The organism is Pseudomonas canadensis (genome assembly GCF_000503215.1).
In the GTDB taxonomy this organism is placed as follows: Bacteria; Pseudomonadota; Gammaproteobacteria; order Pseudomonadales; family Pseudomonadaceae; genus Aquipseudomonas; species Aquipseudomonas canadensis.
The window spans coordinates 1-24,611 of the sequence record NZ_AYTD01000004.1 but is presented as its reverse complement, the minus strand read 5'-3'; the positions used below and the strand labels follow the sequence as shown (position 1 = coordinate 24,611).

The following is a 24,611-nucleotide window of genomic DNA, read 5'->3' as shown; positions in this document are numbered from 1 at the left end:
ACTTAATGAACGGGCAGCTCAACGCCATCAAACAACGCTTCCAGTTCCTGCTTGTTGTGGCACTGGATCGCCTTGGCCATGACTTCACGGGTCAGGTGCGGCGCAAATTTCTCGATGAAATCGCACATGAATCCACGCAGGAAGGTGCCACGACGGAAACCGATCTTGGTCACGCTGGACTCGAACAGTTCGCTGGCATCCAGCACCACCAGATCTTTGTCGAGCACCGTGTCGACCGCCATTTTGGCGACGATACCCACGCCCAGACCCAGGCGCACGTAAGTCTTGATCACGTCGGCGTCGGCCGCAGTGAACACCACTTTAGGCGTAAGGCCGCGATGGCTGAAGGCTTCGTCGAGCTTGGAGCGGCCAGTGAAACCGAACACATAAGTCACGATCGGGTATTCAGCCAAGGCTTCCAGGGTCAACTTCGGCAGCTTGGCCAACGGATGACCTTGAGGCACGACCACGCAACGGTTCCAGCGATAGCACGGCATCATCACCAGATCACCGAACAGCTCCAAGGCCTCGGTGGCGATGGCGAAATCGACAGTGCCATCAGCGGCCATCTCGGCGATCTGCATCGGCGAGCCCTGGTGCATGTGCAGCGCCACATCCGGGTACTGCTTGATGAAATCGCGGATCACCGGCGGCAATGCATAACGCGCCTGGGTGTGGGTGGTAGCGATGGACAGGGTGCCTTTCTTCTCGTTGGAGAATTCCTGGGCGATCTGCTTGATGCTTTCGACTTTGCGCAGGATCTCGCCAGCGGTGGTGATAATGCGCTCACCGGCCGGGGTGACGCGGGTCAGGTGCTTGCCGCTGCGCGCGAACACTTCGACGCCCAGCTCGTCTTCGAGCAGGCGAATCTGCTTGCTGATACCGGGTTGCGAGGTGTACAGGCTTTGAGCGGTAGCGGAAACGTTGAGGTCGTGGTGCGCCACTTCCCAGATGTAGCGCAGTTGTTGAAGCTTCATATGTGTCCCTCAAAGCAGATAGACGCCACGGGTATCAGCGACGGTATATAACTATATTAAAGGTTCGATGGATAAATCTAGAACTTTTTATCGTTTTCACCCATCACACGTCATCACTGCGGCGACGTTGCAATGAAGGCACCAGGTAAACCGGCACCGTAGACAGCTGCAGCACCCGTGCAGCGGTGCGCCCCAACGGGGTAGCCGCTGCGGTTGCATGGCTATGACTGCCGACGATCAACAGGTCCACGGAAAGTTTGCGCAGTTGGTCGAGAATCACCTCGCACGGATCCCCCTGGATCACCCGTACCGAGCGAATCAACTTCAGGTCTTGCTCGCCTTCCCCCAACTCCTCGCGAAAACTGTCCAGCACCCGTTGCTCGATCGTCGCCATCACCGTGGTCAGCCCCTGGCTCTGCCACTCATTCAGGGCCTTCTCATCAAGGTAGCTCTGTAGCACCGATTCGGCGAACAGCCCAATGGGCTCGACCACATGGATCACATACAGGTCCGCCTTGAACGTTCGGGCCAGCGCCAGCGCATGTTGCATCACATAAGGCGCGTACAGACCGAGGTCTGTGGCGTACAGCATCGAACGGATCATAGAACCCCCTGGAACTGCCAGGATGGCGGAGATGAAATCAGCTTAGCAGTGCCTTGCTGACTTCGACTGACTTAGCACTTCACCTCATTACTGATGCCATGGGGAACATGCCCGGTGGCGACGAACTCCATGGCCTTCTCGCAATGCCCGGCCTGGTCATCAAAAAACACATCGGCGGCGAAGGCTTCCAAAAATGCGGATTTTTCCAGGCCACCGAGGAACAACGATTCGTCCAGGCGGATATCCCACTCGCGCAAGGTGCGAATCACCCGCTCATGGGACGGCGCGGAACGGGCCGTGACCAGCGCGGTGCGGATCGGACAGGCTTCGTCCGCAAACTCGCGCTGCAACAGGTTGAGCGCTGCCAGGAAACCTTTGAAAGGGCCGCCATGCAAAGGCTGGCGCGCCGACTCCCGTTCATTGGCCTGGAATGCTTCCAGTCCGCCAGCCTGATAGACCCGTTCGGACTCATCGGAAAACAACACCGCGTCGCCGTCGAAGGCAATGCGCAGTTCTTCGCTGGAGGCGCGGTTCGGGCCGCCGGACAGAATCGTCGCCGCCGCAAACCCGGCATCGAGGGCACTGCGCACATCTTCAGCATGGGTCGAGAGAAACAGATGACAGCCAAACGCCGCCAGATAAGGATAAGGACTACGCCCGCCTACGAAAGCGGCGCGGGAAATGTCCAGGTCGTAATGCTGGATTGAATTGAACACGCGCAGGCCGGTGTCCGCGCTGTTGCGCGACACCAGCACTACTTCGACCCGGGCACGGCCGAGGCTGGCATTGAGGCTGAGCAGCTTCTTGACCAGCGGGAAGGCGTCACCGGGCTCGAGGATTTCCTCCTCGTGTTCGATCTGGTACTGGCGGTAGGTCTCGACCCCTTCGGCCAGGTAGACCTTGTGGCTTTCACTCAAATCGAAAAGTGCCCTCGATGAAATCGCCAGCACCAGTTTGTCGCCCAAACCCTTTGCCATAATGTGTCCCCCCCGACTCAGCGGTTATGCCGATCAATGAAACTCAAGGCCTGGTACAGCGCCTGCATCCGCGGCAGTTCGCAACCTGCAGCCTTGGCGGCAGCGAGTGGCCTTGCGTAGATCGCCTCCAGTTCAAGCGGGCGCTTGTGCACGTGGTCGTGATACATGCTCGGCAGGTAGTCGTCCATGGTTTCGGTCATGGTGAACATCTGCTCGGCGTAACTCTTGGGGATTTCATGGCCGCAGGCGTGAGCGCCCTGAACCACTTCAGCCATCAGCGCCTGGATCAGCTCGCGGCTGGATTCGTCAGCCATCATCGCCGTGGTGCCTGTCCCGAGCAACACGGAGAGGCCGTTGTAGGGCACGTTCCACACCAGTTTGTGCCAACGGGCCTGATGCACATTGGCCATGGCCTGGGACTCGATGCCGGCCGCGTGAAACAGCGCTGCCCCGGCTTCGACAATCGCCTTTTGCGCATCCTCATGATTGGCCGCCGTGCCGCTGTGATAACCCAGGTTGACCCGGCCTAACGCCTGGTGCTCGATCACGCCGGGGTCAGAGCGGTGCACGCCGATGTAGCACAGGCCGCCAAGCAGGTGCAGCGACGCTGGCAGGTGTTCACGCAGACTGTCTTCGACATCGAGGCCGTTTTGCAGCAGCACCACCTTGGCGTCCGGCACCGCCACTTGGGCGATGGTGGGGGCGAGGTCGACATTGCCGGTGGACTTGGTGCCCACCAGCAACCAGTCGCACGACGGCATATCGGCGGCGCGGGCATATGCCTGCACCGGGTGCAGGTGCAAAGGGCCATGCACCGTGCTATTCAGTTGCAGGCCGTGCTCGCTGACCGCCGCGTATTCACTGCGCAACAGGAAGTGCACATCGAAACCGGCACGCGCCAGCATCAATCCATAAAAACCACCGATGGCGCCGGTGCCGATGATGCCAATGCGGGGGGCTTGTGCGGTCATGGCAGATCCTCTGGAGTGCGGGTAAGCGCTTGATGGATGGAGTCGTTTAGATGGGTAGGTGTAAGACGCGTCTGTAATTGCCCAAGGAATTGACCCTCGCACACCACGAACAGCGCCGGCAAATGAAAGATCTGGTAGCGTTCGACCGCCCCACCGTTATGCCCGGCGTCCACCCAACACACCCGGTCCACTGGCAACGGCCACCCCGGCAACTGCTGGCGCGCCCACCGGCAACTGGAACACCCATGGCTTGTAAACACAACCAGCGAAATACCTGGCAATCCCAGCAATTGCTGGTCAATATCCAGGTCGGTCAATTCCAGTTCCTTCACTATACTGCTGCCACCGCCGTCAATTGGACGGTGCTCGGAGTCCGTGTACATGGGTCGTTTTTTACCTCACCCTGATGATGTCGCTGTCGAGTTAATCCAACGTCCCTCTCCTGCCATCCCCCGCCAACGCCTGCACACGGCCGGTTTGGGCGGCATCGCTTGCCATTGGCCACGTGCCTGGCGCGAAGGCACGGCGGTTGATCTGCATATTCCCTCCCTCGGCGCCAGCGCGCGTTATCCGGGCTACGTGGCATGGTGCCGCAAGGTGGAGAACGGCTACCGTGTGGGTGTCTCGTTTACCGATGAACATGCGCTGTTTGGTGCACGCATGGGTGAACAAGCATGCCGGATAGAGCGCTACTGCCGCCAGCACGAAGACGCCAAACCCACTCCCCAGCAACTCGAAGCCTTGGCCCGCGAGTGGGTATCGCGCCATGCCAGCGAGTTCTCCCATGAGGCCTTTGTGGCGCCAGCGCTGGATTAAAGCGGGCTTTGCCCATTGTCGCGGGCCCGTGTTACGCGCTAAGGTTCCTCCCCCCTGCATTCAAATCATGCTGTGCTCCGCCGCACGGGGATGGCTGGCGGCCGGCACCCGTGACCCTGACGAGTAACACGATGGCTGATTTACCGATCAATGACCTAAACGTCGAATCCAACGAGACTCTGATCACGCCCGATCAGCTCAAGCGCGAGATCCCTCTGAGCGACGCTGCCCTGCAGACCGTCACCAAGGGCCGCGAAGTCATCCGTGACATTCTCGACGGCACCGACCACCGCCTGTTTGTCGTCATCGGGCCTTGCTCGATCCACGACCTCAAGGCTGCCCACGAGTACGCCGAGCGCCTCAAAGTGCTGGCGGCGGAAGTGTCCGACACCCTCTACCTGGTGATGCGCGTCTATTTTGAAAAACCACGCACCACCGTCGGCTGGAAAGGCTTGATCAACGACCCGTACCTGGACGACTCGTTCAAGATCCAGGACGGCTTGCACATCGGTCGTCAGTTGCTGCTGGACCTGGCCGAGATGGGCCTGCCCACCGCCACCGAAGCCCTGGACCCGATCTCCCCGCAGTACCTGCAGGACCTGATCAGTTGGTCGGCCATCGGCGCACGCACCACTGAATCCCAGACTCACCGTGAAATGGCTTCCGGCCTGTCTTCGGCAGTGGGCTTCAAGAACGGCACCGACGGTGGCCTCACCGTGGCGATCAACGCGCTGCAATCGGTCTCCAGCCCGCACCGTTTCCTGGGTATCAACCAGGAAGGTGGCGTGTCCATCGTCACCACCAAGGGCAACGCCTACGGTCACGTGGTGCTGCGCGGCGGCAACGGCAAGCCCAACTATGACTCGGTCAGCGTTGCGCTGTGCGAACAGGCACTGAACAAGGCCAAGATCAAGCCGAACATCATGGTCGATTGCAGCCACGCCAACTCCAACAAGGACCCGGCCCTGCAGCCGCTGGTGATGGAGAACGTCGCCAACCAGATCCTGGAAGGCAACCAGTCGATCATCGGCCTGATGGTCGAGAGCCATCTGAACTGGGGCTGCCAGGCGATTCCTAAAGACCTGGCCGACTTGCAGTATGGCGTGTCGATCACCGATGCCTGCATCGACTGGGCCGCCACCGAAAACACGCTGCGCAGCATGCATGCCAAGCTCAAGGACGTTCTGCCTAAACGCAAACGCACCTGACTTTAAACTGCGCACACAAAAACGCCGGGCTAAGCCCGGCGTTTTTCATGGTGTTGTTTACGGTTTACAGCTTCGCTGCATGGCGCTGATGGCGCTCCATGTAGCGTTCGACATAGGAGCAGGACGGGATCACCGTGTAGCCAGCCTCTTCGGCGAACTTCAAGGCTTCCTCGGTCAGTGCCGCCGCAATCCCCCGGCCCCGCAGTGCGTTAGGCACGAAGGTCCGATAGATATCCAGGGTCTGTTTGCCGAGGTCCATATAGGTCAGATAGGCACGATGACCGTCCACATTGGTCTCGAACTGATGACCAGCCTGGTCATGGTGGATGGACAACGCCTCGCTCATCACTACTCCTCGCGGGTCTTGGTTTCTGACCCCTACCTTACCGATGTTTTTCCGGCGAAGGAACATCTACGCCACCCCGTGCCGGTTTCGACAACGAGAAAACCCTGAGCGCTTACAACCAGCACGTAGGGAATAGTAGGCACCAATCCTGCAATTGCTCAAGGCGCACTCGTCATCCCCTACCGCTGGTGGATATAGAAAGGGCTCCGATCAACCTGGGATCGAAAGCCTGAACATTGCCGGCAGTTGAACCTTAAGACGAACAGGCGCTCTTAAAGTCACCTCTACATGCGTAAAAGATGCTGGGCAACGCAAAGCCAGGCTGAACGAAAGTGTCAGCGTGGATATATAAATTTTCATCTGTTTACAAGGCTTAACACATGCGGGCCGGCCCTTTCAGCCTGGATCCAATTCTTGCCTGTTTGAAAAAAATTGGACGGTTTTTATACAAACCTCCAAAAGATTAGCCAAAATAGATTCGGCGCGAGAATTTTTTTTGCTTCTTGCGCTACGTCAGTTTACTTACTACAAGTAATGGGTAGTATGTACGCCGGCTATTGGCTCACTCTGGGCGAACTAGCCATCTAATAGAAAGTCCTTGAAGGGGAACACGATGAACAACGTTCTGAAATTCTCTGCTCTGGCTCTGGCCGCAGTTCTGGCTACCGGTTGCAGCAGCGTCTCCAAAGAAACCGAAGCTCGTCTGACTGCAACTGAAGACGCAGCAGCTCGCTCCCAGGCCCGTGCAGACGAAGCCTACCGTAAAGCTGATGAAGCTCTGGCTGCTGCTCAAAAAGCACAACAGACTGCTGACGAAGCTAACGAGCGCGCTCTGCGTATGCTTGAAAAAGCTAGCCGCAAGTAATAATCCTTCGGGGTTGTTATCAAGCCGATCCATTTATGGGTCGGCTTTTTTATTGCCTGGGGTTTGTGCCCGAATCGCGGGCAATAAAAAGCCCGCCGTAGCGGGCTGTTGATCAAACAGCGTTACTGCTGCAGATCGATCGGCGCACTGGCGGCCACCGAGGCTGCGCCAGGCACGCCGATTTCCGTCGGCAAGCCGTCTTCCGCCGCAACCACGTCACGCACCTGGTCCCAGTTCACGCGCAATTGGTTGGCCAAGTCTTCACGCTTGAGCAAAGCGTTGATGACGGCGGTGTGTTTGTCGACCACCGACGGCGTCCCGTCATCATTCAACGGCGTATGCGCTTCAAGGTAGACCTTGCCGCCACTGCGACCGAACTTATAGGCGTCGTTGATGATGCGCACCGACGTCCCCACCGGCACCATGCCCGCCATCTCCAGCACGTTGTTGTTGAACATGCGGAAGCAGCCGTGGCTTGTACGCGTGCCGATACCAAATTTCATGTTGGAACCGTGGATCAGGTAACCCGGCGTACCCAGGGTGAACTTGAACGGGCCCAGCGGGTTGTCCGGACCGGCCGGCACCACGTTGGGCAGCGGGTCGCCGTTGGCGGCGTGCTCAGCCTTGATCGACGCAGGCGGCGTCCAGGTCGGGTTGGGGGTCTTGGCAATGATGCTGGTGTGGGCGATGGGCGAACCCCAGCCTTCACGACCGATCCCCAGCGGGAACGTGTAGACCACGTTCTGGCCCTTGGGGAAGTAATAGAGTCGATATTCCGCCAGGTTGATCACAATGCCTTCGCGCGGGCCCGGCGGCAGGATGAAGCGCGTCGGCAATACGATCTCGGTGCCCGCTCCCGGCAACCAGGCATCCACGCCTGGGTTGGCCGCGACCATCTCCGAGTAACCCAGGTCATAGGCGGTGCCCAGGTCGGCAAAGGTGTCTTCGTACTTGGCCTTGATCACCTGGACCTGGCCGACGATGTCTTCACCTGGTGGTGGCAAGGGCAACTGCAGGGCTGACGCAGAACCGGCCACACAGAGTGCAGCGAGAGACAGGCAGCAGGTGACGACGGAAAGGCGCGACAACATCCGGTAAATCCTTCGCAGAACGACGGGTAGGTAAACATCGATTGTATACGTGAAGCGCGCTTCTAGCTGCCCCCTACAACTCGAAACGCAGCTCCGGCCAGATCGGCGGCGTGCCCCGCTTCTGGGACTCCAGGATGGCGCGGCACAAAGGGCACAGGCGCTGGTCCTGGAAGATCGAACGATCGACCCGCGACCAACGCGGTTGCGCAGGCAATAATGTGCCGCACAGTGTGCGATCAATGGAGCCGCCCAGTTCCAGTTGACGCGCCACCAGATGCACCCGCACTTCCTGGCAGGCGAACAGATCCAGCTGCTCGTCCGGCTCGATCAGTTGGTAGTTAAACAGGGACCAGGCAGGACGCGACATCAGGGGCTCCAAATCGGGGGGGCGCCACCTTAGCCGAAAGCCTGCCGGTAGAAAAGCGTCATAGCAGCGGTTTTAGCGTCGGCCAGACATTTTCCAGCAACTTGCCCTGAGCGCCGACCGCCGGGTGCAGTTGATCGGCCTGCATCAGGTCCGGGTGGCCACCCACGCCATCCAGAAAAAACGGCACCAGTGGAACGTTTTTTTCCTTGGCCAGCACACCATAGACTTCGGCAAATGCAGTGGTGTATCGCGGGCCATAATTGGGTGGCAACTGCATCCCCAACAACAACACCTTCGCCCCACCGGCCTTGGACTGGTCAATCATCGACGCAAGATTTTGTTGCAATTGCGCAGGCGGCTGCCCGCGCAGGCCATCGTTACCGCCCAACTCGATCACCACCACGTCCGGTTTATGCTCTGCAAGCGCCGCCGGCAGCCGCGCCAGGCCTCCGGCACTGGTATCGCCACTGATGGAAGCATTGACCACTTTATCGTCGAAACCTTCCTGCTTGAGCCGTTGCTGCAACAGGGCAACCCACCCTTTGCTGGTATCCAGGCCGAAACCGGCACTGATACTATCGCCAACGATCAGGACTGTACCCGCCGCTGCGTTCTGGGCCATGCACATCAAGGCCAGGCCAGCACTCAAAAACCACATTCGCATCGGATTCTCCATGGGCGCAAGCATTCTCACCGCGCGGAACCTTAGCAAAGTGGTTCCCAGCGCGGAAGGTGAACTGACTATCCTGCACGAACTGAGCCTGGAACTGAACAAGGGCGATAGCCTGGCTATCGTCGGCAGCTCCGGCTCCGGCAAATCCACCCTCCTCGGCCTGCTGGCCGGCCTCGACCTGCCCAGTAGCGGCGAAGTCACCCTGGCTGGACAGGCGCTCAGTACCCTCGACGAAGACCAGCGCGCGCGCATCCGTGCCGAGCACGTAGGGTTCGTGTTCCAGTCCTTCCAACTGCTCGACAGCCTCAACGCCCTGGAAAACGTCATGCTGCCGCTGGAGCTGGACGGCCGCAAAGATGCCCGCGAACGCGCCCGGCACCTGCTGGAGCGTGTCGGGCTGGGCCAACGCCTGACTCACTCGCCACGCCAACTCTCCGGTGGCGAGCAACAACGGGTAGCCATTGCCCGCGCCTTTGCCGCGGAGCCGGACGTGCTGTTTGCCGATGAACCCACCGGCAACCTCGACAGCCACACCGGCGAGCGCATCAGCGACCTGTTGTTCGAACTCAACAAAGAGAGCGGCACGACCTTGGTGCTGGTCACCCACGACGAGCGCCTGGCCCATCGTTGCCGACGCCTGATCCGCCTTGAAGCCGGCCTGATGGTCGCGCCCCTGGAGCCTTGATGGCACGTTTGCCGCTATTGCGCCTGTTCAGCCTTGCCATGCGCCAACTGCTGCGCGACGCCCGCGCCGGCGAATTGCGCGTGTTGTTCTTCGCCTTGCTGGTGGCCGTGGCCGCCAGCACCGCCATCGGCTATTTCGGTGCGCGCCTCAATGGTGCGATGCTGTTGCGCGCCACCGAGTTCCTCGGCGCCGACCTGGTACTTGAAGGCAGCTCGCCAGCACGGCCAGAGCAAATCCGCTCAGGCACTGAACTGGGCCTGGATCACGCCCGCGTCGTGGAATTTTCCAGCGTCATTGCCACCGATAACGGCATCCAGCTCTCCAGCATCAAGGCGGTCAACGAGCAGTACCCGCTGCGTGGCGAACTGAAAAGCGCGGCTGCGCCCTTTGGTGATGAAACTCCAGGCGGCGGACCGAAACCCGGCGAAGCCTGGGTGGAAGCGCGACTGCTGACGGCACTGGACCTCAAGGTCGGCGACAGCATCGATGTGGGCATGAAGACACTGCGCCTGGCCCGCGTGCTGACCTACGAGCCGGACCGTGCCGGCAACTTCTACAGCCTCACACCGAGGGTGATGATCAATCTGGCAGACTTGGACGCCACCGGTGTGGTGCAGCCCGGCAGCCGCGTGAGTTATCGCGAACTGTGGCGCGGGCCACAGGGCAGCACCGTGCTGCAAACCTATCGTGACCTGGTCAAGCCGGGGCTCGCCGCAAACCAACGCTTGCAGGACTCGCGGGACGGCAACCAGCAGATCGGCGGTGCCTTGGGCAAGGCCGAGCGTTACCTGAACATGGCCAGCCTGGTGGCAGTGCTGTTGGCCGGTGTGGCCGTGGCGCTGTCGGCCAATCGCTTCGCCACCCGACGCTTCGACGCCAGTGCCTTGCTGCGTTGCCTGGGATTGTCGCGACGTGAAGCCATGTTGCTGTTCAGCCTGCAACTGAGCGTACTGGGACTGCTGGCGAGCCTCACCGGCGCCCTGCTCGGCTGGCTGGCGCAGTTTGGCCTGTTCTATTTCCTCCATGACCTGCTGCCGGCAGACGTACCTCCCGGCGGGCTGCTACCGGCAATCGCCGGGATCGGCACCGGGCTGGTCGCCCTCGCCGGCTTCGCCCTACCGCCCCTGGCTGCGCTGGGTCGCGTGCCACCGCTGCGGGTCTTGCGGCGCGACCTGCTGCCGATCCCTTCCAGTACCTGGATGGTCTATGGCGCGGCGCTGTTTGCCCTGGGCCTGATCATGTGGCGCCTGAGCCTCGACCTGGTGCTGACCTTCGCCCTGCTCGGCGGCGGCGTGGTGGCTGCGCTGGTACTCGGCGGCCTGCTCCTGCTGCTGTTGCAAAGCCTGCGTCGCTTGCTGGCGCGCGCCTCGTTGCCGTGGCGACTGGGCCTGGGCCAACTGTTGCGTCATCCACTGGCGGCAGCCGGTCAATCCCTGGCATTCGGTTTGATCCTGCTCTCCATGGGCTTGATCGCCCTGCTGCGTGGCGAGCTGCTCGACACCTGGCAAAACCAACTGCCCAAGGACGCTCCCAACTATTTCGCCTTGAATATCCTGCCGGCCGACAAGGACGCGTTCGGCGCCCGCCTGCTGGAACTGCAGGCACAGTCCGCGCCGTTGTATCCGGTGGTGCCAGGTCGCTTGATCAGTATCAATGGCGAGCCCGTGCAGGAAATCGTCAGCAAGGACTCCAGCGGCGATCGCGCGGTACAACGTGACCTGAGCCTGACCTGGGCTGCCGACCTGCCACCAGGCAACGCCCTGACCGCCGGTTCGTGGTGGTCACAGCAACCCACCGATGAAATCCCCGGCGTATCGGTCGAGGCCAAGGTGGCGCAAAGCCTCAAGCTCAAACTCGATGATCACCTGGTGTTCACGGTAGGCGGCGAAAACCGTGAAGCGCGGGTGACCAGCCTGCGGACCATCAACTGGGATAACTTCCAGCCCAACTTCTTCATGATTTTCCAACCAGGCACCTTGAAGGACCTGCCCGCCACCTACCTGACCAGCTTTTACCTGGCGCCTGGGCACGACCAGCAGATCGTCGACCTGTCCCGTGCTTTCCCGGCGGTGACCATCCTGCAAGTCGAAGCACTCTTGGAACAATTGCGCAGCATCCTCGCCCAAGTGACCCTGGCGGTGGAATACGTACTGCTGTTTGTCTTGGCGGCGGGGATGGCGGTGCTGTTCTCCGGCCTCCAAGCCACCCTCGATGAGCGTATCCGCCAAGGGGCGCTGTTACGTGCACTGGGCGCGGAACGCAAGCTGCTGGTCAAGGCCAGGCGTATTGAGTTCGGTTTGCTGGGTGCCGTGAGCGGCCTGCTCGCAGCGCTGGGGACCGAACTGGTGACCTTTGTACTGTATCGCTATGCGTTTGACCTGGCTTGGCAGCCTCATCCGTGGCTGTTGTTGCTGCCGGTAATCGGTGCCGTATTGATCGGCGGTGCCGGTGTATTCGGCACTCGCCGCGCACTCAACGCCAGCCCGCTGACCGTGCTACGCGAAGGATGAAACAGTCGGTCCGCGTTCATCACTGAACGCGGACCGATTTTGCTCACTTCACATACTCGATGCCGGTGATCCACCAGCACACTTCTCCACCCGGGGTCTGCACGATGGCCTCATCGTCTACTTCCTTGCGCAACAACGCGCGGGCCATGGGTGAGTCGATGGAGATGTAGTCCATGCGATCATAAATTTCGTCATATCCGACGATGCGAAAACGTTTGGTCTCACCTTGCTCGTTCTCGATGTCCACCCAGGCGCCGAAGAACACCTTGCCCTCTTGCTCGGGCATGTACTCCACCACCCGCATGTCTTCCAGGCGCTTGCGCAGGTAACGCACGCGACGGTCGATCTCACGCAACAGTTTCTTGTTGTACTGGTAATCGGCGTTTTCGCTGCGGTCTCCCAGCGAGGCCGCCCAGGTCACTTTGCGCGTGGTGTCCGGGCGCTTTTCGCGCCACAGGTAATCCAGCTCCTTCTTCAGCGCTTCATGACCTTCTTTGGTAATCAGCTTGGTACTCAAACGCTCACATCCCCAGGCAGTGTCCACAGGTGCCGATACGCCCGGATTTCAAACCCGGCCTTCGGCTGGCTGGCGTTGATGATAAATGAACCCGTGAAAGTAGCCAGACCAGTCTAGTTATCCAACACCTGGTCCAGCTCAAGCAGCATGCCCCGCAGGTTCTGTCGCAAGCCCGACACGTGCGACGTCATCACCTTCAAAGACTCTGTTCTCTGGCTGACCGCGAGCGACTGTTCTTGCAGTTGAGTGATGCGCTGCTCCAGTGCTCGAACCTTCTCTTCCAACTGGCCTTGCTCCTGCTGCAATCGCGCCTGCCATTGCTCAAGTGCCGTCTCCCGTTCGATTGCCGCGAGTTTTTGCTGGGTCAACTCTTGGGCTACACGGGCAAGGTTGGTCAACGTGCTGTCCACTTCGAACAACGTGCTGTGGTCCGCGGCTGGCGAGCGCTTCGGTGGCGCAGGTACATCGAGTTCAGGCTGGATAGCGGGTGAGGCGTGCGCCCTGACGATGGGCGCTTCGACAGGCCTCTGTCGAATCTCCTCAACGGGATGTTCATCCACAGGCATATGGGGAGTCTCGGATGCGCTGCCCCGTCTAGCAGGAGGAGAGGTCATTTGCGACGAGAAACGAATGGACGGCACGATCACTGAGGCGTTTTCAATCGCCGGCTGTGTCGGCGCAGACATGCCCAGGGTGATCACTTTCATCACCAGCGCCTTCTTGATGATTACCGAATGATGGTCCTCGGGCCTGGCAGGCGGCAGCTTGCAGCCTTTCAAATCGACAAAATGATAGAGCACCTGGGTTTCCGTCACTCCGCCCGCCTTCATCCCCGAAGCGGCCAACGTCAGGATTTGCTTAAACACATGCAATGCCAACTGCAAATCTTCTCTTGACTCAACTCCACCCAGGAAGTATCGGTCAACTTTCTTACGTAACGAGGCGATATAAACCCTGGAACTTTCCGGTTCAACTTCCTCATCCAGACTATAGACAAGAAAGTTGGAGGCCGTCTGACCTATGGCAAAGCCACAGAGCAATGCACCGTTAACCGGAGCATCTTGGCCATCGCGTTCAAGAACAAGGGTACGTAGCAGCATCATGCTATTAGACCTCACTGAGCAGGGCAGAAATTTATCTAAATAACAGATAAACATTCAAAAATTTGACATTCCGCAACCTATCACATTGTTTCAGCGGACTGCCCAACTGGCGCGTAGGACTTCTCTTATTAAGAGTTATCGGCGTTCCCAAAAACGGCCATTACCCGTACCCTTTTTTAACGCCCCCTACGTCATGCCAAACTTTTTCGGTAAAAAAATGATCGAAATAAGCAATCTGACAAAACACACGGGTAACACAACTATACTCAGCGACCTTTCATTCAGCGCCAATCAACAAGAATGCCTGGGATTGTTCGGAAAGGATCATAGGGCCAAAACAACTCTGCTCGACCTAATGGCAGGTTCAACGCAGCCGTCCAGCGGTTATATAAACATCCAGGGTTTGGATATCCAAACCCGTGCACTTAAAGCAAAGCAACTCGTTGGCTATCAACTGTCCATGGACCTTGGCCATCCCACGATGTCCGTCAAAGTGTTCCTTGGATTCATCGCCGCCGTTCGCGGCTTCCACGGCGCCGAAAAACGCGCGCGGCTGGAGCAGGCTGTCGCGCGACTGGATCTGTTTCCGGTGCTCGATGCCCCCCTCGATGCCCTCTCCATCGGCTGGAAACGCAAAGTCGCCATCGCCCAGGCCGTCCTGCATAACCCTGCCTTGTTGCTGCTGGATGAGCCAACCGAAGGGCTCGCACCTGAACAGAAGCATTCCTTCAGGGCACTTATCCAGTCATTGACGCAAGAAATGACAGTGATCATCGCCTCTCGTCACTGCGATGAACTGTCCGAGTTGTGCAAACGCGCACTCGTCATCGCGGGCGGTCGCCTGGTCGCCGACACCCCACTGCCCGATCTACAACGCGACTCACGGCATTTCCAGGCAGTGACCCTGGCCGCGGACACTCCACTGGATCTGCTGGCCTTGGCCGTACTGCCCGGCGTGGCTGGCATCGAAGAGCATCGACATGCACCCGGTACAGTGACGGTACTCGCCATGCCGGGGCACACCATCTATCCCCATATCAACACGCTGATTGCCAGTCGCCGCTGGAAAATCAACTCATTGAGCCTGGAACCAGGTCGCCTGAATGATGTGGTCCACCACCTGAGCCAGGAGGCGCCCCTTTGAAACTACTGCCCATCATTTTAAAGCGCCAGCTCGCCAGCTATGCCTGCACACCCAGTACTTACCTGCACATCGCCGCCTTTCTCATCCTGTCAGTGACATTGGCAAGATACGTGAGCCCGTGGCCGGAACAGAACAGCAGTGACTTGCAGGTATTCTTCCAATTTCACCCCTGGTTGTACTTATTGCTGATTCCCGCCTTGGCCACGCGACTCTGGGCGGATGAGTGCAGTGCAGGGTTTCTCGGGCTGATGAAAACCATGCCCATCACTACCTATGAATGGGTGATTGGAAAATTCCTCGCTGCCTGGCTGGTGGTAGGCACAGCCCTATTGCTGATGCTTCCTCTCGTCATCATTGCCAATTACTTGGGCAGGATCGATAACAGTGTTATTGCTTCGCAATTTTTCGCAAGTTGGTTGCTGGCGGGCAGTTATCTGTCGGTCGGTTGTTTTATCTGTACGCTTGTACGCCAGCGCACAGTTATCTTCGTACTGACCCTGGGCCTGCTTCTGACAGCCAGTGGTCTTTCTTCCATCTTGGACTCACTTGAACATCAAGCGCCTATCGGATTGATCGACAGCTTGGCCGCCCTCAGCCCTTCTTTGCGATTCAGCAGCATCGATGATGGGAAACTCACACTTCGTGGCACGCTTTACTTCATCAGTATGATCCTCGCCTTTCTCACCGCGACGATAGTCAAACTCAACTATACACACAGCTGAGAAGGGAAATCCTCAATGCGGTCCTCGCTGCGCACCAGCATGACACTCGCCGTCACCTTCCTGCTTTTCCTGGCGTTCAACCTGGTTTGGATAGGCAAACTTCCTGATATACGGTGGGATCTTTCTGAACACAAAATTCATACCTTCGCGCCTGCGGTAAAACAGCTGCTCACTACGCTGGAAGACCCAGTGGACTTGTATTACTTCAACTCCAGCAACGACCCGAAAAGAAGCTACGCGGTGCAACGCTACAGCAAGCGTATTGAAGACCTGCTCAAGGAGTACGAGAAAACGGCCAACGGCATGATTAACCTGCACCTTATTGAGCCGGCCCCTTTTTCGGAGGATGCCTACAAGGCCCGACTGTCCGGGCTAGACGACAATGCTGGGTTTCTCGGCCTTATCGGCACCCGTGTTGGTCACGGTGTACGACGTATTGGCTCCTTCAGCCTCGACCAGGAGCCCTTGCTTGAGTATGAAATCGGCCATCTGCTGTATAAATTGCAGCACCCCGAGCGCCCGGTCATCGCGCTATTGTCGGGATTAGCGATGGACAAATCCGCAAGCCGGCTGTTGCAGGAACTGCAGCAGGAATTCGACCTGGTCAATCTGGAACCGGCTGCCGCATCCGTCCCCCAGCAGATCAAAACACTGATGGTCGTGCATCCTCAGGTGTTGCCTGAGCGAACTGTGTATGCCATTGAACAATTTGTATTGAAGGGCGGCAGGTTGATGATGTTTATCGACCCTTTGACTGAACAACGCCCAAACCTCCCTTCAGGCAACACTCGGCTGAGCGAGTTACTGGCCGCCTGGGGTATCCAGATGCCGGCGGACCAGCTGGTGGTGGACGACGTCTACACGCCAAGGGAGACACAGGGTGCGCCCAATCAGGTCCGATTGAACCTGCCTCGCCAGGCAATGAACACCCATGACATCAGCACATGGAACCTCAGCAGGGTGACGGTATCGAGCAGTGGCGCCCTCTCCCCCTTGAGCAAGAGCCGCACGACCTTCACCCCGCTCCTGCACAGTTCCGAACAGTCTGTCCTGTTGGACGTTAATGGCCTCACAAGCGCGGCTGCGATCGACGCATTGATTGAAGAGGCATCGAAGCAGGAACGACAGCATGTGATTGCTGCGCGTATCGAGGGGCCGAGCTATTCGGTGTTTCCCGATGGCATCAAGGGGCAGCCGCCCGGTTTGCAGAAAGCGGCACAGATTCATGCTGTAGTGGTTGCCGATACGGACATGCTCATGGATAAGGTCAACGATTCGGCGCCCGACGGCAACGCGCTGTTTGTCTTGAATACCCTCGACAATCTGTCCGTCCCCGACACACTCGCCGCCATTCGCCCGCGCGCGCCTCAGGAAACGTCGCCAAACAGGTTGGAGCGCATGCGCAACGTCGCGAAACAGGCCTATCGTCTGAAAGCCGGCGAGCTGGAGCGGCGCCTGCAACGCACTGAGCAGGAATGGCAGCGGCTTAGTCCGTGGACAACCGCCCTTGGCACCCAGGCAGTGGACACCACCACTCAGCTGCAGGCACTCAACAAGGAACGTCTGCGCTTGCCCATGGAACTGCATACCCTGGAGCACGAAGCCTATGCCCAGGTGCGTCGATTGGAGTGGGTTATAAAACTGACGGTGACCTTTGCGATACCCGTGACCTTATGCCTGATCGCCTGGCTGGTCTTTCTGGGCCAACGCCGTCGCCGGCTGAAAGCCGGCAACCTCATTCACTGAACGCTCAACGACGGGCGATCAGCCCTTGCCGGGCAATGCGAGTCAACTGACGGATGACCTCATCGGCGTCGCCAGCACTGGGCGCCTGGATAACCGCAAGGTCAAAACTGTTGCTGGCAAACCGCGCAAGAGAATCGCCATCTTCGACAAACTGGATCAGGAACGCGGATGGTCGGCCCGTACGACGCGGCCAGCCGTCCAGGTAGCGCAACAGCGTCGGCTGGTGTTTGCCGCCCAAGAGAATTTTAGGATTGCGTTGAGTGAGGTCCGCGGTGATCGGGGCCAGGCGTATCAGGGGGCGTAGTGCATTCATTGTGTCGTGTCTCTGCCTCAAAAGTCTGCGGGCAGGTGAGAGGCAACACCGAACCAGCGCTTTAGCGGAATTTCGAAGCATGGAACATGCTTCTGTCGGGACCGATAACGATCACCCATGGCGCCCCGCAATTAGCTGTTTAAATCGGCGCATGAGCGGCATCCTAGAGAAGCCGGTGGGGCGGTGTCAAGAATCCCGATCAGCAAAAAGCCCGCACAGGGCGGGCCTCTTGAAGGTTCTACGGGGATCAGTTGGCGATGGCGCGATCCGCAGACAGCTTGCCGGCACCTTCCAGCAGTACCGCCAGCGAGCCACCGAGCAAGGCCAGGGCGAACTCATAACCGTTGTTGGCCATGAACAGGCCGTTATGGATGTGCACCGAGAAGATCGCCACCAGCGACAGAATGGTCAGGCCCAATGCCGCAGGCCGAGCCAGCAGGCCGATGATCAGAGCCAAACCAGCAAAGAATTCGGTGCCGCCCGACAGCAATGCCATCAGGGTACCTGGCGCCAGGCCAATGCTTTCCATCCACTGGGCAGTACCCGCCAGGCCGTAGCCGCCAAACCAGCCAAAGAGTTTTTGCGAACCGTGGGCGGCAAAGATTATGCCGACAACGATGCGTAGAATGGTCAGGCCGTAACCGGCGCGGGTGGACAGGATGCTTTTGATCAGTGGGCTCATCGTGATAATCCTTTTCTAAGTAGGGGTTGGTTGGCCGCTATATTAATCAGTTTAGGCAATGATAAAAGCCGAAAAAATGCCTGATTAACATCGATAAAATCGATTACTTCCGTGAGGCGATTTTCGGCGTTGGCGGCTCCAGAGACTCCCGCTCCCGATCGAACGCCAAATAGTACTTGTTGACGCTATTAACATAGCTGACGCCGCCCATACCTACCTGCTCCATGGCAATACGCTCAACCTGGAAGAACCACTGATTGGGGTTCAGCCCCCGGCGCTTGGCTTCGGTGCGCATACCCTGCACCCGCTCCGGCCCCATGTTGTAGGCCGCCAGCACAAACGCCATGCGCTCGCGCTCGTTGAGCTTGGGGCTGGCGAAGAACTTGCGGCGGATCATCGCCAAGTAGCGCGCGCCCGCCTGCACGTTACTGTCGAGGCTCTCGATATTGTTGACTCCCACTCGCTGCGCTGCCGAGGGCGTGATCTGCATCAGGCCGGTGGGACCGCCACTGTTGCGGGCGCCAGGATCAAGCGCCGACTCTTTGAAAGCGAGTGCCGCCAGGTTCAGCCAATCCATGCCCTGCTCACGGGCGTGCTTTTGCAACACCGGGCGCAGTTTTTCCAGGCGCTGACGGTCGACGCGGGCCAGTGGATTGCGTACTTGATAGAGGCGACGGTAGATACGTTGGAAAGCCACATCCTGGTCGGAAGGCGTCCGGTAGGTCTTGAGGAATCGATCAATACTGGCCCGCAGCATTGAGGCATCCTGGCGCACGAACCAGTACTCGTCGCCCGGCTCGCTGATCGCCACCTGCTTATCGAAGCGCAACTTGGGCAGGATTTTCGACCAGCGTTCAGCAATCGGTTTTTCAACAATCGTCAGGTGAAAAATGCCGGCCTGGACCATTTCCAGTACGTCTTCCACCGCCAGTGTCGGGTCCACCCACTCCACTTTCACCGGCGGTTGCTTGTGCAGGGCCAGTTTCTGGTTGACCTGGCTGATGGCGTCCGCCGCCGCGCTGCCGGTGGTCAATGCCAGGGTGCGACCGGACAGTTGTTCCAATTTGGTAAACCGCCGCTCGCCCTTCACACCCACCAGCCAGAGCGGTACATCGCTGACAATCGGGTCGCTGGCGCTGATCTTGTGCGCAGCCTTCACATCGAGCAATTCACCCGGCGCCACTAGGTCGCCTTCGCCACGGGCCAGCGCGCCGAGCAACTGGTCCTTGGCCTTGGGAATGATCTTGAGGTTGATTTCCTGGCCATCGCGGGCATGACCATTGAGGTATTGCTCGAAAGCGCGCAGGCGATGGTATTCGACACCAATAGCCTGGCCCTGGACCTCGCCGGAACTGTTACGGCTCTGGTTGACCAATACGCGCAGGGTGCGGCTGGAGCGAATCTCCGCCAGGTCGCGAACCTTGCTGGGCTTGGTGACTTCCAGCGGCCCGTCCAGACGCGCGACCGCCGCCATGGGCAGCAGCAACGTCAGGCACAACATAAGCAACGCCGAGGGTCGGATCATCCGCTCTCCGGAAAAGAATACTGGCCAACGCCCTCGCGAAAAACGAGGCGGTGGGAGTCAGAAACAGAGCGCTTTATGCGCTGGCAAGGCGCGCAACGGTGGCAGGGTGAAAGGCGGCTGGCCGACCACAATGTCACTTGCGACGTTCAAAGACAGCTATAACTCGTTGTAGTTCTTCGTTTTTCTTATAAATCTACAGCTCTGATATGCTTTCCGGCCGCAGGCGGAGATAGCACCATGCAACTCATTGATATCGGCGTCAACCTGACCAACCCCAGTTTCGACGAGAAGCACCAAGCGGTACTCGACCGCGCCTATGCTGCCGGCGTACAGCAATTAGTGCTCACCGGCACCAGCATCGAGGGCAGCGAACAGGCCCTGGCGTTGTGCGAAAAACTCGATGACAGCGGCCAACGCCTGTTCAGCACCGCCGGTATCCACCCCCACTCCGCCAGCGACTGGAACGGCGACAGCGCCCAGCGTCTGCGCGCTTTGCTCAGCGAAAGCCGCGTGCGTGCGGTGGGTGAATGCGGGCTGGACTTCAACCGGGACTTTTCCCCGCGCCCGCAGCAGGAAAAAGTCCTGGAAGAACACTTGGCCCTGGCCGTCGAGCTGAAATTGCCGGTGTTTCTCCACGAACGTGACGCCAACCAGCGCCTGCTGGAAATTCTCAAGGACTACCGCGACCACCTCACCGCCGCCGTGGTGCATTGCTTCACCGGTGAACAGGCGGCGTTGTTCAGCTACCTCGACCTCGACTTGTACATCGGCATCACCGGCTGGATTTGCGACGAACGCCGTGGGACACACCTGCACCCACTGGTCAGGGAAATCCCCCGTGACCGTCTGATGCTGGAGAGCGACGCCCCCTATCTGCTGCCGCGCACCCTGCGCCCCAAGCCGAAAAATGGCCGGAATGAGCCGGCATATCTGCCGGAAGTCCTGCGCGAAGTCGCCCTGCACCGCAACGAAAGCATGGAAGACCTCGCCCGTAACAGCACGGCATGCGCCCGCCGCTTCTTTGGGCTGCCTGAAGTGGTTTGATGCGGCGCATTGACCCACGTCAAAACCGTCTCCCTGAATAGCGGCACAATAATGGCACCTTGCCAATGCTGTTTCCGCTATCAGAGAAAACCTTCCATGGGTGCCTGGCTTAGCAATATCTCGCTGAAATATAAATTCTGGGCCGTCAACGCGGTCGCGTTCATTACGACCCTACTGCTGGTGCTGTATGCCGTGCAGCTTGAACAACAGGCGCGCAGCACAGCCTCCCACGCCTCGGCGCAGGCACAAGCGCGGCTGCTTGGCGCCTGGCCGGCTGGGGAAGCACTGCCCAAGGGCGAGCACTGGCTGACGTTCAAACGCGGCCAAGTCCCACAACTGGCCGACCAGGATCTGTCAGCCCTTGGCAGCGCCACGGGCTGGATCGAGCTCAATCACATGCCTGTTTTCGGCGAGAACCCGCTGGTGGGCGCCGAAGTCGTCGCCCGCCCTGATGGTCAATATGCTGCCGTCCTTGCCTACGCGCCCAGCCTGAGCCAGGTGTTCGAAGAGCGCTTCGCCAACTATGCGGTGGCGGTCATGATCCTGATGCTGGCGATGCTCGGTGCCTCGCAATTGCTGATCCGCTTCCTGCTCAGCCAACTCAACACTCTCAAGGACGTGATGCTGCACGTAGAGAAAACCGGCGACCTGTCGGCCCGCGTGCCTTTGGCGTGCAAGGACGAAGTCGGCCAGATGGCCAGCGCGTTCAACGCAATGCAGGCCGGCTACCAGAGAGTGGTCAGCACCGTAGCGCGTACTGCCCAACAGCTGGACGACGGCGCCGCGCGCCTCGCCAGCAGCATGAACGAGGTGCAACACGGCATGCTCGGCCAGCAAAGCGAAACCGACCAGGCCGCCACCGCCATCAACGAAATGACTGCAACGGTTTATCACATTGCCCAGCACGCAGGCGCCACAAGGGATCTGTCCCAGACCGCCGACACCCTTGCCGGTAGCGGCCAGGAAGTGGTCACCCGCGTGCAACGTTCGATTGCCGGCCTGTCCACCGGTGTGCAACAAACCGCCGAAATGATTCAGAAGCTTGCCGAGGACAGCCAGAAAATCAACGGCGTGGTCAGCGTGATCCACAGCATCGCCGAGCAAACCAACCTGCTCGCCCTCAACGCCGCCATCGAGGCCGCCCGCGCCGGGGAAATGGGCCGTGGCTTTGCCGTGGTCGCCGACGAAGTGCGCAACCTGGCCAAGCGCGTGCAAAGTTCCACCGACGAAATCACCCGCATGGTCTCGGCCCTGCAAGCCGGCACCCGCGACGCGGTGGACTTCATGCAGGAAAGCTCGTTCAAGGCCGACGACTGCGTGCAGCAGGCCCAGGAAGCGGGCGCCGCCCTCGCCGAAATCACCGGTGCCGTGGCGCAGATGCGCGAAAGCAACACCCAGATCGCTGTCGCCGCCGAACAGCAAAGCCACGTGGCCGAAGAAATGAACCGCGCGGTCGTCAGCATTCGCGACGTAACCGAAAACACCGTGCAACAGACCGTTGACTCGGCGACCACCAGCAATGAACTGGCCACACTGGCCGGGGAGTTGAGCAAAGCGATTGGGCAGTTGAAGCTGTAGGACTGTTCACCCTGTAATCCACCGCCTACAACATAGCCTCGGTTTGCCCGAAGTTTTGGCGAAACTTCCTAGCCCTCCCGGCGAATAACGCCGACTTCTTTTCTCAGCCAACCTCTCCAAAGTCTCTCGCCTGACCAATCAGCGCGAGGGACCGCCGATGCACCTTTCTATCAGTGCCCCACCCAATGGGGTCGTTTCATGATTCCGGTTATCGCGCAGTTCGTCCTGTCACCCATGAATGCCGAAAAGCCGGACGTGGAAAGCGTCTTTCGTGACTTCAGCGCGTGCTTGAGCTCATTTGACGAATGGGCCGAGAGCTTCTGGAGCGGCTCGGCGCTGGACGTGGAGCAGGTGTTCAAGGTCGGCCAGGAAGTTTCCCTCGTCGCTCCCGCGTCTTCCAAAAAACCCAATCGCACCGTGGCCGTTTGCAAGGCCCAGGGCTCGTTGACCCTGGTGCATATGTTTGAAAGTACGCGGTTTGTGCCCATCGGTAATACGCCGGTGATGCTGCAAACCATCGGGTCGGACGGCACGCCATTCGGTGACCCTATCCGTCGAACCATCGACGCCAGCGGCATTCTTGAAGTCAACGATTGCATCCGCGACCAGCGTTACCAGATCACTTTTTACCCCAACGTTTCCAAGGCACACGTCAAAGCGCTGTATGCGTCTTATCAGTCGGTGATCGCCGGGCTGGAAGAGCGTTTGCGTGATGAATGGACGAAGACCTTCAAACCGCGATGGAAGGACTTCGCCAACGCCACGCCGTTCGAGCGCAGTGCGATGCAAGGCGTGGCGTTGGCGGGTGGGATTGGCAAGGCGCTCTATAACCTCTGGGATAACGTCACACAGCTGTACGACCTGTTGGCGGACCTCGAGGCCAATAGCGAGAAGTTGCTGAAGTACATCACCCAGGTCGAGCTGGACGAGCTACTGAAACTGGGCAAGGACGCCATCGCCCATGGCCTGCTGGTGCTCAGCGATGAGCCGCTGCTGTTCATCTATCTGTCGGCAATGGTCGCCTGGACACGCATGCTACCGCCGCCGGATATGTATGAACTGGTGGGCGAGATTACCGGCGAGATTCTGATCAATCTGTTTTTGATCTGGGCGACACGGGGCATGGGAGTGCAGGTTCGGCTGGGTATGCAGGTGTTGGGGCATATCAAGTCGGGTCGGGTGCGCAAGTGGCTGGCGATGTTGGCCGATCAGTTGGTCGGGCCTCGGTTGGACGTGCATGTCGAAACGGCCAAGCCCATGTTGTTGGGTAGCTCGGCGACGCCGATTCGGACGGTTCCGGATGTGCCGTTGAAGGCTGGGGATCAGGTGGTTTCCAACGCGGTGCCGGTGGTGCGGGACAAGACCCAGCGGACGGTGTTGGTGCGCCATGAACATGTGGATGATGCGCCTGCTGTTGGGAAGAATCCGGCTGGGGATGCGGCGGCGTCGTCGGACAAGACGGCCACTAACGGCTGCCCGGTGTCGATGGTCACGGGCGAGGAGTTGCTGACGCTCACCGATGGCGCGCTGGACGGGATCTTGCCGTTTGAGTGGACCCGGTTGTATCGCACCAGCGCGGTGGAAGTGGATTGTGGGTTGGGGTTTGGCTGGAGTCACTCGCTGGCGCATCGGTTGAGTGTTTCCGGGGATTCGGTGGTGTGGACGGATCATGAGAATCGGTCGACTACCCTGCCCCTGCCTTCTAACTCTCGACCGGCGATTACCAACAGCCTGGCCGAAGCGGCGATCTACTTGGGGTCATTGCCCGATGAGTTAGTCCTGTCTCAAGGGGCGCGCTTCTACCATTTTCGCGACGGTGTGCTGACGGCGATCAGCGATGCGTATGACAACCGGTTGCGCATTTCCCGGAATTATCTGGGGCAGATTGAGCGGCTGGATAACGGCGTCGGGCGCTCGTTGTTTTTGCGCTATGCGTTGGGTCGCATTGTGGCGGTGGACTACCAGATTGAGCGGGCCGTCGATGACGGTCCGTTTGTCTGGGTGACGGAGCAGAACGTTGTTTCCTACGCCTATGACGTGGCGGGTCGGTTGGTTTCTGCGACCAATGCGGTAGGCGAAAGCGAGGTTTATCGGTACGACGAGCAGCACGTCATTCTTGAGCGTGGCTTGGCCGGTGGCGCGAGTTT

25 protein-coding genes are annotated in these 24,611 nt (G+C 59.3%); 11 read left to right on the top strand and 14 right to left on the bottom strand.

The annotated features are described in order from the left end of the window. Positions 1-2 precede the first annotated feature (2 nt). The 5 genes from cysB to U367_RS0102790 all read right to left on the bottom strand — a co-directional run bounded on the left by cysB (position 3) and on the right by U367_RS0102790 (position 3,912). A complete protein-coding gene (gene cysB / locus U367_RS0102810) occupies positions 3-977 on the bottom strand; it encodes an HTH-type transcriptional regulator CysB (RefSeq protein ID WP_028615642.1) in 975 nt (324 codons plus the stop codon). A gap of 103 nt (positions 978-1,080) precedes the next feature. Continuing rightward, positions 1,081-1,581, bottom strand: a complete 501-nt coding sequence (locus U367_RS0102805; protein WP_028615641.1) for a universal stress protein — start codon at positions 1,579-1,581, stop codon at positions 1,081-1,083. A 71-nt stretch (positions 1,582-1,652) separates the two neighbouring features. Next, entirely contained in the window at positions 1,653-2,558 is a 906-nt protein-coding gene (locus U367_RS0102800) for a 5'-nucleotidase (protein ID WP_028615640.1), read from the bottom strand. Positions 2,559-2,575: 17 nt separating this feature from the next. After that, positions 2,576-3,529 (bottom strand): putative 2-dehydropantoate 2-reductase, encoded by a 954-nt coding sequence (locus tag U367_RS0102795; RefSeq protein WP_028615639.1) that lies wholly within the window; start codon positions 3,527-3,529, stop codon positions 2,576-2,578. Then, entirely contained in the window at positions 3,526-3,912 is a 387-nt protein-coding gene (locus U367_RS0102790) for a YbbN family protein (protein WP_028615638.1), read from the bottom strand. Before U367_RS0102790 ends, U367_RS0102795 begins: the two co-directional genes overlap by 4 nt. On the opposite strand from U367_RS0102790, the gene U367_RS0102785 reads away from it, so the two are divergent. Both U367_RS0102785 and U367_RS0102780 read left to right on the top strand, forming a co-directional pair. Then, positions 3,911-4,345, top strand: a complete 435-nt coding sequence (locus U367_RS0102785) for a PilZ domain-containing protein (RefSeq protein WP_028615637.1) — start codon at positions 3,911-3,913, stop codon at positions 4,343-4,345. The genes U367_RS0102790 and U367_RS0102785 overlap by 2 nt on opposite strands. Positions 4,346-4,476: 131 nt before the next feature. Next, positions 4,477-5,553, top strand: coding sequence for a 3-deoxy-7-phosphoheptulonate synthase (locus U367_RS0102780; RefSeq protein WP_016975370.1), 1,077 nt, complete (start codon positions 4,477-4,479; stop codon positions 5,551-5,553). Between the two features lie 64 nt (positions 5,554-5,617). Here the strand turns inward: U367_RS0102780 and U367_RS0102775 are convergent, their stop codons facing one another. Then, the gene (locus tag U367_RS0102775; protein WP_003189869.1) at positions 5,618-5,899 is read right to left on the bottom strand and encodes a GNAT family N-acetyltransferase; all 282 of its coding nucleotides are present in this window, start codon (positions 5,897-5,899) and stop codon (positions 5,618-5,620) included. A gap of 613 nt (positions 5,900-6,512) precedes the next feature. On the opposite strand from U367_RS0102775, the gene oprI reads away from it, so the two are divergent. Further along, positions 6,513-6,764, top strand: a complete 252-nt coding sequence (gene oprI, locus U367_RS0102770; protein WP_003172710.1) for an outer membrane lipoprotei OprI — start codon at positions 6,513-6,515, stop codon at positions 6,762-6,764. A gap of 122 nt (positions 6,765-6,886) precedes the next feature. Here oprI and U367_RS0102765 read toward each other — a convergent pair whose 3' ends face one another. The 3 genes from U367_RS0102765 to U367_RS0102755 all read right to left on the bottom strand — a co-directional run bounded on the left by U367_RS0102765 (position 6,887) and on the right by U367_RS0102755 (position 8,886). Beyond that, a complete protein-coding gene (locus U367_RS0102765) occupies positions 6,887-7,855 on the bottom strand; it encodes a L,D-transpeptidase family protein (RefSeq protein ID WP_028615636.1) in 969 nt (322 codons plus the stop codon). Between the two features lie 73 nt (positions 7,856-7,928). Beyond that, on the bottom strand, positions 7,929-8,222 hold the full coding sequence (locus U367_RS0102760; RefSeq protein WP_010211879.1) for a hypothetical protein: 294 nt from the start codon (positions 8,220-8,222) through the stop codon (positions 7,929-7,931). 58 nt (positions 8,223-8,280) lie between these two features. Beyond that, entirely contained in the window at positions 8,281-8,886 is a 606-nt protein-coding gene (locus tag U367_RS0102755) for an arylesterase (RefSeq protein WP_028615635.1), read from the bottom strand. A gap of 10 nt (positions 8,887-8,896) precedes the next feature. On the opposite strand from U367_RS0102755, the gene U367_RS0102750 reads away from it, so the two are divergent. Continuing rightward, on the top strand, positions 8,897-9,580 hold the full coding sequence (locus tag U367_RS0102750) for an ABC transporter ATP-binding protein (RefSeq protein WP_005786391.1): 684 nt from the start codon (positions 8,897-8,899) through the stop codon (positions 9,578-9,580). Then, complete coding sequence (locus tag U367_RS0102745; RefSeq protein WP_028615634.1) at positions 9,580-12,090, top strand: ABC transporter permease; 2,511 nt, start codon at positions 9,580-9,582, stop codon at positions 12,088-12,090. The genes U367_RS0102750 and U367_RS0102745 overlap by 1 nt, the downstream gene beginning before the upstream one ends. Positions 12,091-12,133: 43 nt before the next feature. On the opposite strand, the gene greB is transcribed toward U367_RS0102745, so the two are convergent. Together greB and U367_RS0102735 are read right to left on the bottom strand one after the other, a co-directional pair. Next, the gene (gene greB, locus U367_RS0102740; RefSeq protein WP_016972352.1) at positions 12,134-12,607 is read right to left on the bottom strand and encodes a transcription elongation factor GreB; all 474 of its coding nucleotides are present in this window, start codon (positions 12,605-12,607) and stop codon (positions 12,134-12,136) included. Between the two features lie 113 nt (positions 12,608-12,720). Next, positions 12,721-13,710 (bottom strand): hypothetical protein, encoded by a 990-nt coding sequence (locus U367_RS0102735; RefSeq protein WP_028615633.1) that lies wholly within the window; start codon positions 13,708-13,710, stop codon positions 12,721-12,723. A 217-nt stretch (positions 13,711-13,927) separates the two neighbouring features. On the opposite strand from U367_RS0102735, the gene U367_RS0102730 reads away from it, so the two are divergent. Genes U367_RS0102730 through U367_RS0102720 form a run of 3 tightly spaced genes read left to right on the top strand, consistent with a single transcriptional unit; the run spans position 13,928 to position 17,322 of the window. Continuing rightward, positions 13,928-14,854 carry an ABC transporter ATP-binding protein gene (locus U367_RS0102730; protein ID WP_028615632.1) on the top strand — a complete coding sequence of 309 codons (927 nt, stop codon included), beginning with the start codon at positions 13,928-13,930 and terminating at the stop codon, positions 14,852-14,854. Then, on the top strand, positions 14,851-15,576 hold the full coding sequence (locus U367_RS0102725; protein ID WP_028615631.1) for an ABC-2 transporter permease: 726 nt from the start codon (positions 14,851-14,853) through the stop codon (positions 15,574-15,576). The genes U367_RS0102730 and U367_RS0102725 overlap by 4 nt, the downstream gene beginning before the upstream one ends. A gap of 15 nt (positions 15,577-15,591) precedes the next feature. Beyond that, positions 15,592-17,322, top strand: coding sequence for a Gldg family protein (locus U367_RS0102720; protein ID WP_028615630.1), 1,731 nt, complete (start codon positions 15,592-15,594; stop codon positions 17,320-17,322). A 4-nt stretch (positions 17,323-17,326) separates the two neighbouring features. Here the strand turns inward: U367_RS0102720 and U367_RS0102715 are convergent, their stop codons facing one another. From U367_RS0102715 to U367_RS0102705, 3 genes are all read right to left on the bottom strand, one after another. Further along, positions 17,327-17,635 (bottom strand): hypothetical protein, encoded by a 309-nt coding sequence (locus U367_RS0102715; RefSeq protein ID WP_016975361.1) that lies wholly within the window; start codon positions 17,633-17,635, stop codon positions 17,327-17,329. Between the two features lie 247 nt (positions 17,636-17,882). Continuing rightward, positions 17,883-18,317: a DoxX family protein gene (locus U367_RS0102710; RefSeq protein ID WP_028615629.1), complete on the bottom strand. Its 435-nt coding sequence runs from the start codon at positions 18,315-18,317 to the stop codon at positions 17,883-17,885. Positions 18,318-18,420: 103 nt separating this feature from the next. Continuing rightward, positions 18,421-19,842 (bottom strand): MltF family protein, encoded by a 1,422-nt coding sequence (locus U367_RS0102705; protein WP_028615628.1) that lies wholly within the window; start codon positions 19,840-19,842, stop codon positions 18,421-18,423. Positions 19,843-20,079: 237 nt separating this feature from the next. Between U367_RS0102705 and U367_RS0102700 the strand changes: the two genes are divergently transcribed. The 3 genes from U367_RS0102700 to U367_RS0102690 form a co-directional block, all read left to right on the top strand. After that, on the top strand, positions 20,080-20,886 hold the full coding sequence (locus U367_RS0102700) for a TatD family hydrolase (RefSeq protein WP_028615627.1): 807 nt from the start codon (positions 20,080-20,082) through the stop codon (positions 20,884-20,886). A gap of 96 nt (positions 20,887-20,982) precedes the next feature. Continuing rightward, positions 20,983-22,464, top strand: a complete 1,482-nt coding sequence (locus U367_RS0102695; RefSeq protein ID WP_028615626.1) for a methyl-accepting chemotaxis protein — start codon at positions 20,983-20,985, stop codon at positions 22,462-22,464. Positions 22,465-22,662: 198 nt separating this feature from the next. Next, positions 22,663-24,611 (top strand): RHS repeat domain-containing protein (locus U367_RS0102690; protein ID WP_028615625.1); only part of this gene is annotated, 1,949 nt, incomplete at its 3' end.